At 64.5% G+C, this 18008-nt stretch carries 11 protein-coding genes; 5 read left to right on the top strand and 6 right to left on the bottom strand.

Annotated features, from left to right (window positions below):
• Positions 1–160: 160 nt before the first annotated feature.
• Both LZC94_08310 and LZC94_08305 read right to left on the bottom strand, forming a co-directional pair.
• On the bottom strand, positions 161–2017 hold the full coding sequence (locus tag LZC94_08310) for a 2-hydroxyglutaryl-CoA dehydratase (GenBank protein WXB17272.1): 1857 nt from the start codon (positions 2015–2017) through the stop codon (positions 161–163).
• 6 nt (positions 2018–2023) lie between these two features.
• Positions 2024–5719: an acyl-CoA dehydratase activase-related protein gene (locus LZC94_08305; GenBank protein WXB17271.1), complete on the bottom strand. Its 3696-nt coding sequence runs from the start codon at positions 5717–5719 to the stop codon at positions 2024–2026.
• 552 nt (positions 5720–6271) lie between these two features.
• Here LZC94_08305 and LZC94_08300 point away from each other — a divergent pair.
• The gene (locus tag LZC94_08300; GenBank protein ID WXB17270.1) at positions 6272–6916 is read left to right on the top strand and encodes a hypothetical protein; all 645 of its coding nucleotides are present in this window, start codon (positions 6272–6274) and stop codon (positions 6914–6916) included.
• A gap of 8 nt (positions 6917–6924) precedes the next feature.
• On the opposite strand, the gene LZC94_08295 is transcribed toward LZC94_08300, so the two are convergent.
• From LZC94_08295 to LZC94_08280, 4 genes are all read right to left on the bottom strand, one after another.
• Positions 6925–7386, bottom strand: a complete 462-nt coding sequence (locus LZC94_08295) for a PIN domain-containing protein (protein ID WXB17269.1) — start codon at positions 7384–7386, stop codon at positions 6925–6927.
• Entirely contained in the window at positions 7377–7589 is a 213-nt protein-coding gene (locus LZC94_08290; GenBank protein WXB17268.1) for a hypothetical protein, read from the bottom strand. The genes LZC94_08295 and LZC94_08290 overlap by 10 nt, the downstream gene beginning before the upstream one ends.
• Before the next feature lie 38 nt (positions 7590–7627).
• Positions 7628–8230 (bottom strand): hypothetical protein, encoded by a 603-nt coding sequence (locus LZC94_08285; GenBank protein WXB17267.1) that lies wholly within the window; start codon positions 8228–8230, stop codon positions 7628–7630.
• A gap of 122 nt (positions 8231–8352) precedes the next feature.
• Positions 8353–11097: a fibronectin type III domain-containing protein gene (locus LZC94_08280; protein WXB17266.1), complete on the bottom strand. Its 2745-nt coding sequence runs from the start codon at positions 11095–11097 to the stop codon at positions 8353–8355.
• Between the two features lie 102 nt (positions 11098–11199).
• Between LZC94_08280 and LZC94_08275 the strand changes: the two genes are divergently transcribed.
• From LZC94_08275 to LZC94_08260, 4 genes are all read left to right on the top strand, one after another.
• On the top strand, positions 11200–12417 hold the full coding sequence (locus LZC94_08275) for a HupE/UreJ family protein (GenBank protein WXB17265.1): 1218 nt from the start codon (positions 11200–11202) through the stop codon (positions 12415–12417).
• Positions 12418–12435: 18 nt separating this feature from the next.
• The gene (locus LZC94_08270) at positions 12436–13053 is read left to right on the top strand and encodes a TetR/AcrR family transcriptional regulator (protein ID WXB17264.1); all 618 of its coding nucleotides are present in this window, start codon (positions 12436–12438) and stop codon (positions 13051–13053) included.
• 119 nt (positions 13054–13172) lie between these two features.
• The gene (locus tag LZC94_08265) at positions 13173–14354 is read left to right on the top strand and encodes an efflux RND transporter periplasmic adaptor subunit (GenBank protein ID WXB17263.1); all 1182 of its coding nucleotides are present in this window, start codon (positions 13173–13175) and stop codon (positions 14352–14354) included.
• 15 nt (positions 14355–14369) lie between these two features.
• On the top strand, positions 14370–17966 hold the full coding sequence (locus tag LZC94_08260; protein WXB17262.1) for an efflux RND transporter permease subunit: 3597 nt from the start codon (positions 14370–14372) through the stop codon (positions 17964–17966).
• Positions 17967–18008: the final 42 nt, after the last annotated feature.

Below are 18008 nucleotides of genomic sequence, written 5' to 3'. Positions count from 1 at the left end.
TTACCCCTTTTGGTGCATCGGGCGCCCTGGCGGTTTAACTCGAATCGCAAAAGGTCGACCGACGCGCCGGCCCCTTTTGCCGTCGAAGCGTAAAAAGACGAACGGCGCCGGTACCTCTTGCGAGGGCGTCCGGCGCCGTCGTGGATTTGCCGCGGGAGGGTTAATTCGTCGCGTGAGCTTCCACCGGACCGGAGTTCTTCTTGGCCGAGCGCGCGCGACGGCTGGCCTTTTGCTCCTCGGCAAAGGCGACCAGATCCTGCTTCACGCGCTCGGTGACGGCCGGTGCGTTCTCCGCGGCGGCCTTCACCAGCTTGATCACCATGTGCGGTGACTTTTGAGCGATTTCCTGGCTCTTCTGCACGGTGGCCGTAAGGCGATTGCGCAGGCGCTCCCAGCGCGATTGCGTGATGTGCGGCGCGACCTCCGCCACCAGGTCGGCGGCGTTGCCGGCGTGGCGGTGCGGGGCCTTGTGCAGCGGGCTCGCAAAGCGCGGGTTCGCGTCCAGGAACGCTTGCACCTGCTCGCGGGTCACCCCGTGCTCCTCGAGCACGCGCTCGTACTCGCTCAGGGCCGCTTGCTTGGCCTTGAAGAGGTACATCTGCACGCGTGAATAGAAGTTCACCCGGCCGTCGCCGCTGGTCTCCACCGGGCAGAAGATCGTCCCGGGGTACTTCTCGGTGATGGCCGACTGCACGCCGTCGGAGACGCCCGCGCTGGGCATGCAGCCGAAGGGCTTCACGCTCAAGGTCATGTGCGCCTTCGCGTGAACGACGTTCATGATCAGCTTACCGACCTCCATGTGGCCTTCGCCGCCGCGCAGATCGTTGTTGTAGTACTCGTGGCTGATCTCGGCGATCGCGTCCATGTCCGGCAGGTGGTAGCCGTATAGGCCGCCCGTATAGGCGAACGTGTGGAAGAGCACGCGCACCAGCTTGTCGGCCGCCGTCACCGCGAGCACCTTCTTCATCGCGCCGAAGGTACCGAGGCCGCCGAGCCCGAACTTGGCCGTGTCCTGCGCCTTGAGATCCTTGCGCACCAGGGTGTCGCGGCGCGCCTCCCAGATCGTGTAGAGGATCCACGCCGTGACCAGCTGGATGTCGGCCTCCGCGCCCTCGGACTCGAGGAAGCGCTGCAGCTGGTAGTTGCCGTCGCCTTCGGTGGTCATCGCCCAGAACTCGCCGATGATGCTCACCTTCGGCTTGGGCAATGTGCGGTCGATGGCCACCGCCTCGAACAGCGGCTTGCACTTCCAGAGCGCGGCCAGGATGTTCGTCTTCTTCTCCATCGCCGCGTAGCAGACCTTCTTCGCCTGCTCGAGGGCGCGGTCGGTGTCGCCCGGGTTGCGCTCGTAGGGGCGCAGGCGGTAGCCGATGGCGTTGAGCACGTCGCCGGTGACGATGCCCTTGATGATCGCCCAGAAGAACGTGGGGTTCATCTCCAGGCCGCTCTCTTCGCCGGTCGCCTGCTTGAGGCCGCCCGTCTGCTGGAACAGCATGACGCGGAAGCCATCGAACCCGGCGTCGCGCAGCGCCTTGCGGTACTCGGTCACGTACATGCCGAAGCGGCAAGGGCCGCAGGCGCCGGCCGTCAAAAAGACGAACTTCTTGACGATTTCTTCGGACGACATGCCGTGCTTGTCGCGCAAGATCGACAGGTACTGAATCAGGTTACCCACCGTGAAGTACGTGGGGTTGCACTGACCGCGGTTGCCGAACTCCTTGCCGAACTGCAGCGCCGCGTTGTTCGGCGCGTCGAGCATCTGCACGTTGTAGCCGACGCCCTTGAGGCCGCCCTCGATGAGGAAGTCGTGCGCCAACGTCAGTCCGCCGATGAGCAAGGTGATGTTCGATCGCTCGGACTTGGTGAAGGTCAGCCCGGCCATCTGCTCGAGCCACTGGTTCGTCTCTTGATCGAGCCCCAGGCGCTTGCGCTCTTCTTCCTCGAAACGGCGGAGCTCCGCTTCGACGTCGATGACCGGGAGCTTGGCTTTCGCTCGCACTTCGTAGTTCGTCGTCATGATTCGTCACTCCCCTTCTTGGGCCATCAGAAAAGATTCGGCTTCCACGTCCACCCGAGGTGCTGCAGCGCGGGTCTTCGCGTTGGAATTGGCGGCGTTCGGGATGCGCACCACCCCGTTTGCAGTCTTTCGTCCGAGCTGCACGACCCCCTTGGCCACCTCGGGCGGCGCCTCGGTGACCGGAGCTTCGTACGCGCGGACCTTGGCCCGCAGCGCCTCGATCTCGGCCAGGAGCGCCGGATCGCCGGTGTGGCGCTGGCGCGCCGCGAGCTGCTCGCTGCGGAGCTCGAGCAACATGAGCTTCTTCTTGTCGAGCTCGTGCATCAGCTCGGCGCGCCGGCTCGATGCATCCTGCAAGCGTTCTTCGTGCAGCCTCAGCGCGTGCGCGTACGTCTTCACGCGGATCTTGATGGAGCCGCCCGGCTTGTTGGCGTCGATGTCATGCAGCGCGGCGTAGGGCGTCTTGCTCGTCTCGATGATGGAGTCGATGAGGCCGTACGTGGGCGCGTCGTGGCCGCACTTGAAGGACGAGAGATCGAGCACGACCACGTTCGGGTGGTGCGCCGCGAAGCTCGCCGCCCAGACCTTCTGCGCGCTGTTGGCCGAGTAGTTCTCGGGCCACACGTGATTGAGCTCGAGGGGCGACTTGATGGTCCCCTTGTCGAGCTCCTCTTTGTAGTAGCGATCGAGGTACTCGCGGCTCTTGGGGATCGACCGGATCGAGAGGATCGGGTAGCCGAGCACCTGGAACTCCTCCGGGATGCCGTGATTGAGCCCCGGATCCGAGTGGTACGGGCGGCCGATCATCAAGATGGCGACCCGGTCCTCGTGCTCCACCGTCTCCAGGATGGCGCGGCCCTTCTCCTCCACGTCGGCCTCGAACTGGGTGAGCGCCTTCCACGCCTCGCGGCACGCGTGATCGTTCTCGTCCTCGGTCACCCCGAGGCGCGGCCCCCAGGTCTCGAGCATGCGGCGCGCCATGAGGGTGGGCTCGGCGAAGGAGAGCGCCGGATCGAGGTACTCGATCCCGCGCTGCGCGAAGAAGTCGATCTCCTTGGTGAACGCCGCCTTCATGACGTCGGGCGCGCCGGCCACGATGGGGCAGCACGCGTTGTCCATGGTGTCGGCCACGAACGACTGCACGTGGGTCAGGATGGGGAAGAAGATGTACTTGAGCGGCTTCTTCTTCTCCGGCATGTGCTGATGGAACAAGAGGTGGTGAATGTGCGCCTGCGCCACCTTCGACGGGTAGCACGGGTCGATCGAGCCGTATTTCCCGCCCTCGACCCACATCTCCTCGGTGGTCGCGTCGCTGAAGACGATGTTCTGGCGCTGGATGCCGATCGCCTCGAAGTACGCGCGGATCCACGGCGCGGTGGAGTACACGTTGAGCACGCGCGGGACGCCGATGCGCACGCTGCGGCGCTTCTCCCACACCTCGGCGCTCGCGCGGTTGAACGGGCGAATGACCTCCACCCGGCGGGTGCCGAAGAAGCCCTTGCGCACGTCCACGGTGCGGACCGGCGATTTGTCCTCCGGCATGGGCACGCCTTTGTAGAAGTGCATGAAGGCGCGCTTCGACTCGTAGTCGACCATGTTGGGGAACTGCTGCGCGATCTTCTTGCGCTCCGCCACCAGCTCGAGCATCGCCTCCTTGGACTCGACGGTGCCCTTCTCGCACGAGAAGCCGGCGATGTAGCGGCTGGTCGTGCCGTCGGGGCGGCGCGTGTCGATGAAGGTGCGCTTGCACTCGTTCTCGCAGAAATGGCAGACGGTCTCCTCGTCGTTCTTGGTGGTGTACTCGAGCGACAAGGTGGCCTCGACGCCGATGAAGGTCGAGCTCCCTTTGCGCTTCACCACGCGCAGGGTCTCCATGGCCGCGCCGATGGCGCCCGCCTCGCCCGTGTGGGGGTGCACGAACACCTCCGCGTCGGGCACGCGCTCCTTGATGTAGTCGACCTGCGCCTTGACGGCCGCCAAGTTGTACTGCGTGCCGCCCTGCAGAACGAACCGCCGCCCCAGCGCGGCGAGGCGCGGGATCTGCACCACGTACTGCCACACGTTCTTGGGGAGCACCTGGGCGAGGCCGGCGAGCATCTCCTCCTTGGAGAAGCCCTCCTTCTGGAAGTTCACGCGGTCGGTGTCGAGGAACACCGCGCAGCCGTACGAGAACTTGGGCGCGAGCTCCGCCTTGAAGGCCACGTCGGCGTATTGGGTGACCGGCACGCCGAACGAGTCGCTGGTGGCCTGGAGCAACATGCCATTGCCGGCCGAGCAGCTATTCGACAATCGGAAATTGGCGATATCGCCGTTCTTCATGAATAGAACTTTGATGTCCTGCCCGCCGATGTCGCAGATCACGTCCACGTCGCCGAAGAAGTGGACGGCGCTCATCATGTGCGCCACCGTCTCGACCACGTTCACGTCGGAATTGACGCACTCCTGGAGCACGTCGGCCGCATATCCGGTGGCGCCGAAGCCCATGACCGTGAGCTTCGCGCCCTGGTCTTTTTCCACGTAGTCGCGGAGCTGCTGCAGGAGATCTTTGGTATCGACGATGGGGTTGCCCTTGGAGAGCTGATACCCTTTGCAGATGATATTTCCCGTATCGTAATCGACCAATACGGCCTTGCTGGAGGTGCTCCCTCCGTCGAGCCCGATGACCGCCTTCACCTCGCTGCCCGGCTCGAGCTTCATGGGCTGGAACTTGGCGATCGAGTAGACCTGCCGGAACTGCGAGAGCTCGTCCTCGTTCTTGGAGAGCGGCGGGCCCGCCGACTCACCCAGGCGCGCTTTGCGGCCGGTGGTCATGTAATCGCGCAGGCCCTGGAGCGTGGCATCGAGCACGCCCACGGCCGCGTCTTCGTGCAGACCATAGAGCACCGCGCCGAGGGCCGCGTAGTACTGCGAGTTCTGCGGAACGAAGATGAGCTCTTCGATCGGGATGTCCTTGGGGTAGTCGTAGCCGCGCTCCTCCCAGGTTTGGGGGATGCGCAAGCGCCAGCAATCCTGCAGGAACGGCAGGTAGGTGTTGGGTCCTCCGAGCAGACACACCTTGTGCTTGAGGGTGCCGCCGCGCGTGAGCACGCTGAGGTTCTGCAAGACGATGGCGTCGGCCAAGGAGCAGAGGACCTCGGTGGCGGGGATGCCGTTCTTGATCAGATTGACGATGTCGGTCTCGGCGAACACGCCACATTTGGCGGCCACGTGGTGCAGCTTCGAGTCGTCGAAGCGCAGGGAGGTGACCAGCTCGGGGGGTGCGTTCACCTTGAGGAAGCACTTATCGATGGTGGCGCCGGTGCCGGAGGCGCACTTGTCGTTCATGGAGGCGGTGGCGGTCTTCTCGCCCTCGTCCTTCCCGCCCGACTTGAACATGATGATTTTTGCATCCTGACCACCCAGCTCGATGACCGAGCCGCAGTCGGGATGGAGGTGCTCCACGGAGAGCGAAACCGCGTTCACCTCCTGGACGAATTTCCCACCGGTTGGCGCGCAAAGAGGGCCCGCACCCGAACCGGTGAGGAACATCTTCCAAGGTGCGCCGCCGGTCTCCTTCTCTGGGAAGGCCGCCAGGATCGTCTCGAGCATCGCCAGCACGTACTCCGGCTGCTTCGTGTGGTGACGCTGGTAGTCGCTCCAGAGGATCTGCTTCGTCGCGGGATCGACCACGACCGCTTTTACCGTCGTCGACCCCACGTCCATACCAATGACAAGCTGCCTACCTGCTCCCGCCATTGCCTTCTCCCGTCTCGTCGTGAAGTGCGATCGGTGTTCTTCTGGACACGCGTGTCAGTTCCAAGGTGGTACCCGCTTTCTCCTCGCAAGCAAAGTCCAAAGTCAGATGCTTCGGCTTCAACTGACACGCGTGTCAGCGGGCGCCACCGCCGCGAGGTGTCCCGAACGCGGCGGAATTGGCTGCGGGACCATGGCGCGCGCGGCCCCGGTGCGGGGTGGTGAGCTTGGGCTTCTCATGGAGAAGTCGCTCGGGACTCCTTGAGGTTTCGCGTCATCACGCCTGCTGTCTGGGGGCGGTGACGGTGGTGCAGACCAGGGGATGCGACCGAGGGACCCCGGGTGGAGGCCCCCAAAGGCCTCAGCTCACGTTAAGACTTGCCCAGGAAAGTTGTGCGGAGGACTTCGCAAGGGGGTACACGGGCGAGCAAACTTGGTATGCTCGGGCATTGGCTCACGGGGTCTCCTGCGAATGCGCGCAGGGACAATTCGAGTAGCACGTGCCTTGCTTATAAGGTGACCATGCAACGGCTACCGTCTCAACTCGACCGTATTTCGCTGGACCCGGCGGAGGTTGCGGGCGCATGCCGTGAAGCCGGCGTGTCCTTCCTCGAGACACGGCGCTGGAGCAAGCGCGATCTCGCCGATTGGCTCGTGGGCTCGTACCAATTCGCGACCCTACGCGGCAACGGCGGCGGCGTCGGCCCGCGAAATCCGGGCACCGTCGCCAAAGAAACGGTGGTCGATCTCGTGGACAAGGTCCGCGAGGAAGTGCTGGACACGCTCGATCACGTCCTCACGGGCGACCCAAGCTTCGCCGAAGCCGCCGTCCGCTCCGGCTCGGTGGCCACCTTGAAGCTGGGCAGCGGGCGCGTTCTGTACATCGCGATGAACCACACCGCGCTCCGCCTGGCCGACCGCGTGCTGTCGCTCTTCGCCGCCGACTACTTGATGCGGCCCCAAGACTACCGCCGCAAGCTCACCGTCTGCGATCACTGCCACGCCGTGTCGTTCGAAAAAGAGTGCCGGCACCCGCAAAGCGGCGTCTTCACCTTCGAGGGCGGGCGCGAATTGGCGGGGGGCGTTCCGCAGACTGTGTGCATCGACGTCGATGACGAGGTGGAGGAGCTGGACGCGAACGACATTTTGGAGTCGCTCGCGAGCTAGCGGCGAGCTCACATACCCGACGAAGATCCGAGCAGCATCCCCAAGGTCACGACGGCGACTTCGGGAAAGCGTCGTAACCTCTCGTCATTCGTAATGAAGGCGTCCGCTCCTGCCATCTGTGCGGTCGCCAGGTGAATGGCATCGGGCGTTCGGAATCCATACCCAGCTCGGATCTCGGCCGCGCGTTCCGCGATCGCGCGGTCGACGTCGACGACCCGAAGATTGGCCGACACCGTCACGGTGGCGCGGAAGTCATCCGCGAGCGCCGTAGCCCCCGTCTCGATCGGTTTGACGAGCACCTCGAGCAACGTGAGGACGGACGTGACAGCTTTCACGGTACCGGCATCCACCTCCGTAAAAATGGGTTCGACGGTGCCGAAGAACGCCGGATGCTTTTCGATGAGGTAGATGAACGTCGAAGTATCGAGCGCGATGAGGCGTGCGCTCGCCAGCGGTGCGGCTAGCGCCATTCGTCACGCTGTTGGTCGAGCGTGGCTGTGGAATCGTCGCCCCAGATGCCCGCCCCGCGGCCGGCCAAGTCCGAAAGCCGGCGCGGCGGAGCGGCGGAAGGGCTGGCAGGCAGGCTTGCGAGCAGCTTGGAGACGAGCTTGGCGCGGTCGCCTTCGGGAAGTGCCAGCGCTTCGGCCAAGATGTGGTCGATTGTCATCGCCATGGTGCAAAGCATGCTCCGACCCCGGGGCGCCGTCGACCCTATCCGCTCGGTTGACGGTGGATGCGGCGGGCGCCGAGGCCGATGAGCGCGAGGACGACGAGGCCGGCGGTGGCGAAGAGGGCGGTGAGGCCGCCGCGGAGGATTTGCGGGGCGGACGGCCTTTCGAGTGGGGGGAAGAGCGCGGGAAAAAGGGCGAGCCGATCGGCGCGGGCGGGCTCGCCGAAGGTTTCGGGGTGGAGCCAGATGGGGCTTCCCGTAAAGGTGTGGGCTTGCGTCTTTCCGTTCGCGAAGAAGATGCCGAGCAGGAAGATCTTGAAGGGCTGGTCGGCGAGGAACGGGCGGAAGGTGGCTTCGATGCCCGATTTGCTCGCGCCGCGGCAATGGTAGCGGCGCACCACGCGCACCGCTTCACCGTCGGGGTCTTTGTCCAGACGCAGAACGGCGCCCGCCTCGCAGGTGCCCACTTCCGTGCGGAAGCCCATGGTGGACCGGAGGTGCGCGAGGATGGCCTCCTCGTGTCCGGCGATCGTTTCGAGGTTGACCGGTCGATCGTCGCGGCCGACCAGCATGCGCATCGTGGGCTTCTGGCCGAGGTAGGCGATGGCCTCCACGTCGTCTCCATCGAGGCGCGCTTCCATCATGACCACGTCGGCCCCGTGCGCCGCGGCCGAATGGGTCCACGTGAGTGCAGCGAGTACGCTGCAGGCTACGATCGTTAATCGGGAACCCCAGGGACGAAGCGAACGATCCGAGCCGGCGCCGCTCATGGAGTCACCGCAAAGACGACCCGGTTCGACACCTCCGTGTAGCTGTCGTTCGTGTAGAGCGCCGCAAAGTACTTCCCGGCCGCCAGCGCGCCGGCGGCAAAGGTGACGGAGCCCGCGGCCTTGCCGTCCACATAAAGGTACGACACCAGCTTGTCGACCCCCGGGGTCGCGCCCTCGCGGAAGATACCGACGTAGTCCTTGGCCGTCGCGGGGCCGTCCGAAAAGTGGAACGTCACCGGCGAGCTCGCGGGAAACGACGCGCTCGACACGGACAGCGCGGCGATTTGATCGCCCACCTGGAAGGCCACACGGCTCCCCGGCTCGAAATATTCGTTCTTGAGGAAGTAGCCCGCGAAGTAGAAGCCCTTCTTCAAGCTCGCAAAGTCGAAGCTCCCGGTGGCCCCCGTCGCGGAGAGCCACGCGGTCGACGATTCGGCCCCCGGCGTCTGCCCCGCTTTGTAAATGCCGACCCAATCTCTGGCCAGCGCCGGACCATTCGTGAGCTTGACCGTCACCGTTTGCCCGACATCGTATTTCGCGCGGTCAGTCTGCAAGACCGGAATATCGCCATAATAGAACGGGACGCGCTTCGCGAGCTCCTTGTAGCCGTCGTTCTCGAACAGGTTGACCCAGTAAAGGTCGCTGTTCGTCAGGTTGAAGGTCGTGCTCCCCGACGCCGCGGGCGTGTACGTCCACGCCGTCGCGCCAGGCCCGCCCGGCGTTTGCCCCTCGACGTAAATGCCGACCCAGTCCTTGGCGTTCGCCGGGCCATTGGCCCATTGGACATCCACCGGCGAGCCTTTGGGGTAACGGCTCTTTTGCATGCTCACCGTGGGGGCGCCCGAGGTGCTGCCCGTCACCGTGAACGCCACGGGATCCGACCAGGCCGACCACTCCAGGTTTCGATCGCGATGCCGGACGCGAACGACGTGCGCGCCATTGGGGAGCCTCCCCTGCCCCAGCGGCAGCGCGAAGATGTCGACGCCTTTGTTCTTGTCGGCCCACCAATATTTCGGGGTCCCGTTCGGGCCCGTCGTTCCGAAGAGATCTTCGTAATCGCGGTACAGATCGATCTCGAGGGTCGCGAATGCGCTCGACGGCGCAACTTGGAACTGCGTGCTGTTGTACGGCTCGTTCGGCGCGCTCGCGTAAGCCGTGCTGTGGAACGTGAACGGGAGCGTGATCGGCTGCTTCGGCGCCTCCTTCAGGGCCGGCTTCTTGGGCGCGGATTGGTTCTTGCGGCGATGGAAGCAGTCGATGAGCGTATTGGGGAAGTAACCGAGCTTGGGGCTCCCCATGGCGTATGTCTCGGCGGAGACGTCGTCCTTGGTTCGATCCGCATCGACGATTTGATAGGGCCAAAAGTCGATGGTCTTTTGAACGTCGTCGAAGTCGGTCTCGTTCGATTGCCCCCAATATTGATCCCACGCCGTGCCGCCCGAAATCAGGTTGTAGAGCGGATCGTTGCGGAGCTGGCCGCGCGCGTAGAGGTGATGGTGCGCGCCCACCACCGCGATCGACTTGGGGGTGCGCGTGAGGATGGGCGCCACCGTATTTCGGATCCAGGTCGAGATGTCTCCGACGTATTGCTCCGCCTGATACGGGCGGTGGCCGAGGGTGATGATCCAATCGACCGCCGCGTCGCCCGACGCCTTGGTCACCAGACGCTCGACATAGCTCGCCTGCTCCGTGCCCGCCGTCCCCGTGGTGTGCTCGGTGTCGGTCATGATGAAGAGCAGGTTGGCCGCGCGCAGCGCATAGTATTTCTCGCTGTCCTCGGCGCGGGGCGCGATGCCCGCGTAGTCCAAGCCCTCGTAGGCGAAGAGCTGCTTGTAGAGCGCGAGATCCGTATCGTAATACGTCTCGTGATTACCCACGATGGTCGTGGTCGGAATATAAGGCGTGAGCAGCGCCGATTGCTTGAAGTGGAGGTTGCGCCAATGATCGACGTTCCCCACGTCGACTTGGTCGCCTACGTTGACGTTCAAGCGAATGGCGTCTTCGATGTAGCCGCCGAATTTCTCGACCACCTCGTCGCGGGCCGCCGCCACCATCTTGGTGTGGCGCGGTTGATCGATGATTTGATGATCGCCGATGATGAGGAATCGAAAATGATCCGGCTTGGTGCCCGGCGCCGGCAAGGTGCGAAAGCGGTATACGCGCGAAACGCTGGTCCCCGTGGTCACGCGGTACCAGTAACGGGTGTCGGCGGTGAGCCCATCGAGCTTGACCAAGTGGTACGATGCGTCGCTCGCGAGCTCGGTGGTGGTGCCGGAGGCCGTGCGATTCAAGGACGCTTCGCCGGTTCCGAATTCCACTTTCGATTCGGTCCCCGTGTTCGTCCACCAGGAAACCCACATCGAGTGGTCGGTCGGAGTTTGCAAATAGGGCCGCGGCCCCGGCTCGTCCTCGACCGGTATGATGCCGCCACCCGTCACCCCCGATCCCGCATCCGCGGAGTCCGTCGCGGCGCGGGCATTCGCCGCCGGCGTATTCGCCACACAAGGCCCGTCGTACACGGGAGGCAACTCCACCGCGGGCCCCGCGTCCGGCGGACCGCCGCCGTCGGAGCGGGATCCGGGAACGGGATCGCGGCCTTGTTCGCCGGTGGGAATACCAGCGTCCGAATCACCGGTAGGATTGCTCGGTCCCGGCGAAGCACCGGGAACCGACGTGTCGGAACAATGGAAATGCAGAAGAAGGATGCCCGCGGCCACCCCGCCCAACACGCGTCGATTCATGGGCGGAGCCTTCGCACGCGACTGTCACGTCTCGGTGGCGACGTAGACACATTTTATCATTAGCGTTCGCGCCAACCTATGCGTCGGCGATCGCCCCGACCTATGCGTCGGTTGTTCCAAACATGTGCCGCGATCATCGGCATCATCGTCGCATTCATCATCCTCGCCCCGCGCACGGCGGGAGCGCACGCCTGGTCGATCAGCAGCCTGACGTTGCAAACCCAAGGCGACGCCCTGGTCGAAGATCTCCTGCTCGACGGCGCGACCTTGGCCACCCTTCTGCACCTCGATCAAAATGGCAATGGGCTGCTCGAGAGCACCGAGGCCGAGGCCGGACGACGTGCGCTGCTCACCTACCTCGAACCCAAACTGCGTATCGAAACGGATCGAGGCACATGCATCCTACAATCAATGACCGCCTATGCGGTCGAAGGCGAACGCCTTCACCTGGCGCGATCGCGCACATGCCCCGCGGCGTGGAATCGATTGCGCGTCGTCAATGAGGCATTCCAGGAGGACGCGGGCGGGCACACGTTTCTCGGCACATTTCACGTGGACCAAACGACCACCGGTCACGTGTTTCGTCCCACCACCGCGGAAATCGCGCTCGCTCGACGTCCGTCGAGCGATGGGCGCTCCGAGGGCGATGGGCACCCGGAGAGCGATAGGCCCGCCCCTTCCGGATTTGGGAGCCTCGTCGCGCAAGGTATCGAGCATATCCTCACCGGCTACGACCACCTGGCGTTCGTCATTTCGCTCGTGCTGGTGGTGACGGGCCTTCGCGAGCTGGGGCTGGTGATCACCTCGTTCACACTGGCGCATAGCATCACCTTGGCGCTGGGCGCGCTGGACCTCGTGTCGCCGCCGGCGCGCCTGATCGAGGCCACCATTTGCGTCACCATCTTGTTCGTCGCGCTCGAAAATGCCGTCCTCGCGCGCCGTGGGACCGCGCGGATCGCGCCGCCCGGGTCGTCGGCGGGCATCACCCCCGTCGCGCCGTCGCTGCGGTGGCGCCCGGCCATGACATTTGGCTTCGGGCTCGTGCACGGCTTCGGCTTCAGCAACCAGCTTCGTGAGCTTGGTTTGCGCTCCCACGGGCTCGTCAAGACCTTGGTGGCCTTCAACCTCGGCGTGGAGATCGGCCAGCTCATGGTCGTGCTACCGCTCTTTTTTGCGCTCGGGTGGTTCATTAAGTGGTTCTCGAGACCGCTCGAGGCCAAGCGCCGCATCGTCCTGAGCACAAGTGGAGTCGTGGCCGCGCTTGCGCTGGTCTGGCTGACCGAGCGATGCGCAGATGTCCGAATCTTTTCATTCGGATAAGCTAGTCTCCGTCCCCCTTTGGAAAAGTCCGAACGCCGGCAAAAACTACTCGTTCATGCGCGCGACGTCTTCGCCAAGCGCGGATACCACGCCGCCAAGGTCGAGGACATCGTCACCGCCGCCGGGGTCGCGCGCGGCACCTTCTACCTCTACTTCGCGGACAAGCGCGCCATCTTCGAGGAGATCGTCGACCGGTTCATCGCCAAGCTCGCGATGAACATCGTGCGGGTCGACCTGAACGATCAGGCGCGGAGCGTCGCCGACCAAGTCTCCGAGAACATCCGCCGCATCGTCTCGATTTTGCTCGAGGACCGCGCCACCACCAAGATCCTGCTGGCCGACGCCCTCGGCGTCGATCCCGCGTTCGACCGGCGGCTCCACTCGTTCTACGACGAGGTGGGCAAGCTGCTCGAGCAAAGCCTGCGCGATGGACAAGAGCTGGGCATCGTCGAAATCGGCGATGCCGCCATGTACGCGATCATGACACTCGGCGTCGTGAAGGAGCTGCTCTACCAGGTGATCCTGCGCGGCTGGGATCATCCGGAGGAGACCATCGTCGAGGAGATCTTTACCTTTCTCCGACGCGGCTACCTTCGGGTCGAGCCGACCAAAACGCGCACCGCCAAGCGCCGCTAGTGCATCGAACGGCTCCGGCAACTCCGACTACTCGCATTTGCTGGTTTGCCGTGTTGCCGTATCGCGCGGCCGGCTGATATTTCTCGTTCGTCGTCGTCCATGGATGAAGGGGGGTCTCCATGCGTCCTCTTGCGCTCGCGCGCATCGTCGCGTCGTCTCGTTGGGTCTTCGCCGGTCGCGTCCTTCGTATCCTTTGCGCCGTCTGCCTGATCGGCCTCGCGTGCGCCGCGTGCCACCGCAAGGAGGAGGGCGCGGACGGCGCAAAAGGGATCATCCCCGTGAAGGTGCGATCGGTAGACGTGGCCGCCGAGGTGCGCGGCGCGCGCTATTCGGGGAGCATCGAGCCGGCGACGCGCGTCGATCTGGCGTTCAAGGTGGGCGGCTACATTCGCGACCTTTTGCAGGTGAAGGACAGCGATGGAAAGCTGCGCAAGGTGCAAGAGGGCGACTTCGTGCGCGCCGGAACGGTGCTCGCCTCCGTGCGCGAGAGCGATTACCAGCAGCAGCTCGCCCAGACCAACGCGCAATTGGCGCAAGCGCAGGCGAATCAAAAACAAGCGCAGCTCGACTTCGACCGCGTGCAAAAGCTGGTGGCGAGCAACGCCATCGCGCCGGCGGAGCTCGACGCCATGACGGCCAAGCTGGCGACCGCCAAGGCCATGGTGCAAGGGGCACAAGCGCAGGTCGGCAATGCGCAGCTGGTGCTGGGCGACACCACCCTGCGCGCGCCCATCGATGGCGTGATCCTGAAGCGCGGCGTCGAAGCCGGCACCTTCGTGGCGCCGGGCACCGTGGGGTTCGTGCTGGCGGACACCAAGAAGGTGAAGTTCGTCTTCGGCGCGCCCGACACCTTGATTGAAAAGCTGAAGATCGGGTCCAACCTCGGGATCCACGTCGACGCCACCCAAGCCGACTTCGAAGGGACCATCACCCGGATCGCCCCCTCCGCCGATCCGAAGAGCCGGGTGTTCGAGGTCGAGATCACCATCCCCAATCCAAAGGACGCGCTGCGCGTCGGCATGGTCGCCTCGCTCAAGGTGCCGGACGGCGCGATCGCCGAGACCGCGCTGAGCTTGCCGCTCACCGCCATCGTGCGCTCGCCCGCCGATCCGCGCGGCTTCGCCGTTTACGTGGTGGCCAAAGACGGCGATCACGACGTGGCCAAGGTGCGCGACGTGGGGCTGGGCGATGTGCTGGGCAATGGCGTGCAGGTCACCTCGGGCCTCAAACGCGGCGAGCAGGTCGTCTCCATGGGCGCGACCTTGCTCGTCGATGGCAGCCGCATCCGCATTCTTCCCTGATCCGAGGGCAAAGGCATGGCACACGGAAAGAGCGACGAAGAACGCATCGCCACCACCAAGAACATCGCCCGCTATTTCGTCGAGACGCGCTCGGTCGCCTGGGTGCTCCTGGTGGGCACCATCCTCTGGGGCGTCTTCAGCTACATGGCGATGCCCAAGCGCAAAGATCCCGAGGTGCAGGTGCGGGTGGCCGCCGCCATCGTGGCCTGGCCCGGCGCCACCGCGGAGAAGATCGAAGATTTGATCGTCCGCAAGCTGGAAGACACCATCGCCGAGAACCAGAAGATCGAAAAGATCGAGACCAGCACGCGCCAGGGGGTGGCGGTGCTCACCATCACCTTGGTCGAGGGTGTCGCCGACGTCAGCAAAGAGTTCGACGATCTGGCGCTGCGGCTGGCGCCTCTGAACGGGCGCCTCCCGCAAGGGGCGTCGCCCATTCAGTTCCTGCGCGACTTCGGCGACACCACCAACTTGATGCTCACCGTCTCGAGCCCGCGCGTGAGCGACATCGAAATCCAGCTGCGCGCCCGCCCCATCGAGCGCGCCGTGCGCGAGACGCGGGCCGGCGCGCCGCCCGAGATGCAGGCCAAGCGCGCGAGCCTCATTTACGCCTTCCCGGCCACCCTCGATCCGAAGGAGCTGCGGCGCACCGTGCAAGCCATGGGGGACTATGCGCGCGCGCACGACGACGTGGCCCACGACGTTCGCTTCTTCGACGGCGCCGGCTTCATCGGGCTCGACGCGCGGACCGACGCCAAAGAAGAGGTGATTCGCAATCTGTCGCTCGCCTTCTTGCAGGAGCGGATGCGCACATCGGAGATACACCCTGATGTATGGCGCGCAGCCATCGTCTTCGATCCGGCCGAAACGGAGGCGCGCCTGCGCGACGTGGCCGAGGCCAAATACTCGTACCGGGAGCTCGACGACTTCACGGACAGCCTCCAAAAGCGGCTCTTGGGGGTCCCCATCGTCTCCAAAGTCACCCGCAGCGGCGTGCTGCCCGAGCGGGTCTTCCTCGACTTTTCGCAGGAGAAGCTGGCCAGCTACGGCATCAACGCCGAGCAGCTGAGCAACGCGCTGGCGGCGCGCAACATCACCACGCCCGGCGGCGTCCTGGACATCGGCGGCAAGTCGGTGGGCATCGACGCCTCGGGCGAGCTCCGGGGCGAAGGCGATCTGAAGAACCTGCTCATCAGCACCTCCACCGGCGGACAGCCCGTGTACCTGCGCGACGTCGTCGACGTGAGCCGCGGCTACGAGAGCCCGCCCTCGTATTTGAATCGATTCACGCGGCGCGGAAAGGACGGGCAATGGGAGCGCACGCGCGCGGTCACCATGGCCGTGTTCATGCGCTCCGGCTCCCAGATTGGCGACTTCGGCGATCAGGTCGACCAGGCGCTCGCCGACGTCGGCCGCTCCTTGCCCGAGGATTTGATCATCGCGCGGACGAGCGATCAGCCGCGGCAGGTGGTGGAGAACGTCGATTTGTTCATGCGCAGCCTCTTCGAGGCGGTCGGCCTGGTGGTGATCGTGGCGCTGATTGGCTTCTTCGAGTGGCGCTCGGCGTTCATGCTGGCCTTGTGCATCCCCATCACCCTCACCTTGACGTTCGGGATCATGCACTTGCTCCGGATCGACGTGCAGCAGATCAGCATCGCGTCCCTGATCATCGCGCTGGGGCTCTTGGTCGACAATCCGGTGGTGGCGTGCGACTCCATCAAACAAAACCTGGGCGCCGGCCATCCCCGCACCATCGCCACCTGGCTGGGGCCGACCAAGCTGGCCATGGCCATCATCTTCGCGACCATCACCAACATCGTGGCCTATCTGCCCTTTCTCAGCCTGCCGGGCGACGTGGGGAACTTCATTTTCACCCTGCCGGTGGTGCTCACCACCTCGCTCATCGCGTCGCTCATCGTCTCGTACACCTTCACCCCGGTGCTCGCGTATTACTTGCTCCGGCCGCCGAAGGAGCTCGAGCCCACGATGCAGGAGCGGCGGCAGCGCGGCTTCGGCCGCTTCTACGAGCGGGTGGTGGGCAGCGCCATCGACCGGCGCTGGTGGGTATTGGGCGGCTCGGTGATCGTGCTGGTGATCGCGTTCGCCTATGCCAAGCACCTCAAGAACGCGTTCTTCCCCCACGATCTTTCGTATTTGTCCTACATCGATGTATGGCTGCCCGAGGACGCGCCCATCGCGGCCACCAACGAGACGGTGCGCAAGGTGGACGAGGTGGTGCGCACCACCCTCGACGACTTCGAAAAGACCCACGCCGGCGAGGATGGAAAGCCGCAGAAGGTCCTCAAATCGATGACCACCTTCGTGGGCGGCGGCGGACCGCGGTTCTGGTTCTCCGTGGTGCCCGAGCAGCAGCAGGTGAACTACGCGCAGGTCGTCCTGGAGGTCTACGACAAGCACACCACGGCCGAAATCGTGGGGCCGCTGCAGCGGGCGCTCTCGCGCGACGTGCCGGGCGCGCGGGTCGACGTTCGCGAGCTCGAAAATGGAAAACCGGTCGGCATACCGGTGGCCATTCGCATTTCCGGCGAGGACATGGGGACATTGCGCACCTTCGCCGAGAAGGCCAAAGGCATCTTCCGCGCGGCGTCCCGGACCGAGCGGGTGCGCGACGATTGGGGCGAGGAGAGCTTTCAGGTGAAGTTGGAGGTCAACGCCGATCGCGCCAACCTGGCAGGTGTGACCAACCTCGATGTGGCCCGATCATCGGCTGGGGCGCTCGACGGTCTTCGCATTGGCAATTTGCGTGAGCGCGATCACCTCATCCCCATCGTGCTCCGACTTCGGGCTGCCGAACGGGCGGCGCTCTCCGATGTCGAGAATCTGTACGTACAAGGGAGCATCGGCAACCAGCGCATCCCACTGCGCAGTGTATCCAATGTGACCTACGGTATGGTGACCGAAAAGATCAAGCGGCGGAATCACTTTCGAACCATCACCATCTCCGCATTTCCCGAGCGGGGAACGCTCCCCTCCGAGGTCATGACCGAGGTGCGCGGGGCGCTCGGCAAGCTCGGCGAGGAGCTCCCTCCGGGCTTCACCATGGAAATCGCGGGAGAAGAGGAGGAGCAGGTCAAAGGGTTCAAGAACCTGGTGGTCGTGCTCGCGATATCCATCGCCTGCATCTTTTTGGCGCTGGTGATCCAATTCAAGAGCGCCACCAAGCCGATGGTCCTTTTTGCGGCCATCCCCTATGGCGTGGCAGGCGCCTTGGTGTCCTTGACCCTGATGGGTGCGCCATTTGGGTTCATGGCCTTTCTCGGCATCATCAGCTTGATCGGCGTGATCGTGAGCCACGTGATCGTGCTCTTCGACTTCATCGAGGAGCGGCACCTGGAGGGCGATTCGCTGCGCGATGCGCTGATCGACGCGGGTATTTTGCGCGTGAGGCCGGTGCTCATCACCGTGGCGGCCACGGTCTTTGCGCTCTTTCCTCTGGCGGTGGAGGGCGGCCCGCTCTGGGAGCCACTTTGCTACGCGCAAATCGGGGGGCTGACCATTGCCACCTTCGTGACGCTCCTCATCGTACCTGTTCTGTATTCGATCTTCGTACTGGATTTGAAGATCGTGAAGTGGGAAGGCAAGCACGATTAAAAGCACGAGCGACCATTAAAGCTATCGACAGAGGCGCGATTA

It is taken from the genome of Sorangiineae bacterium MSr11954 (genome assembly GCA_037157815.1).
In the GTDB taxonomy this organism is placed as follows: Bacteria; Myxococcota_A; Polyangia; order Polyangiales; family Polyangiaceae; genus Pendulispora; species Pendulispora albinea.
This window is presented reverse-complemented; position numbering and strand designations above follow the sequence as displayed.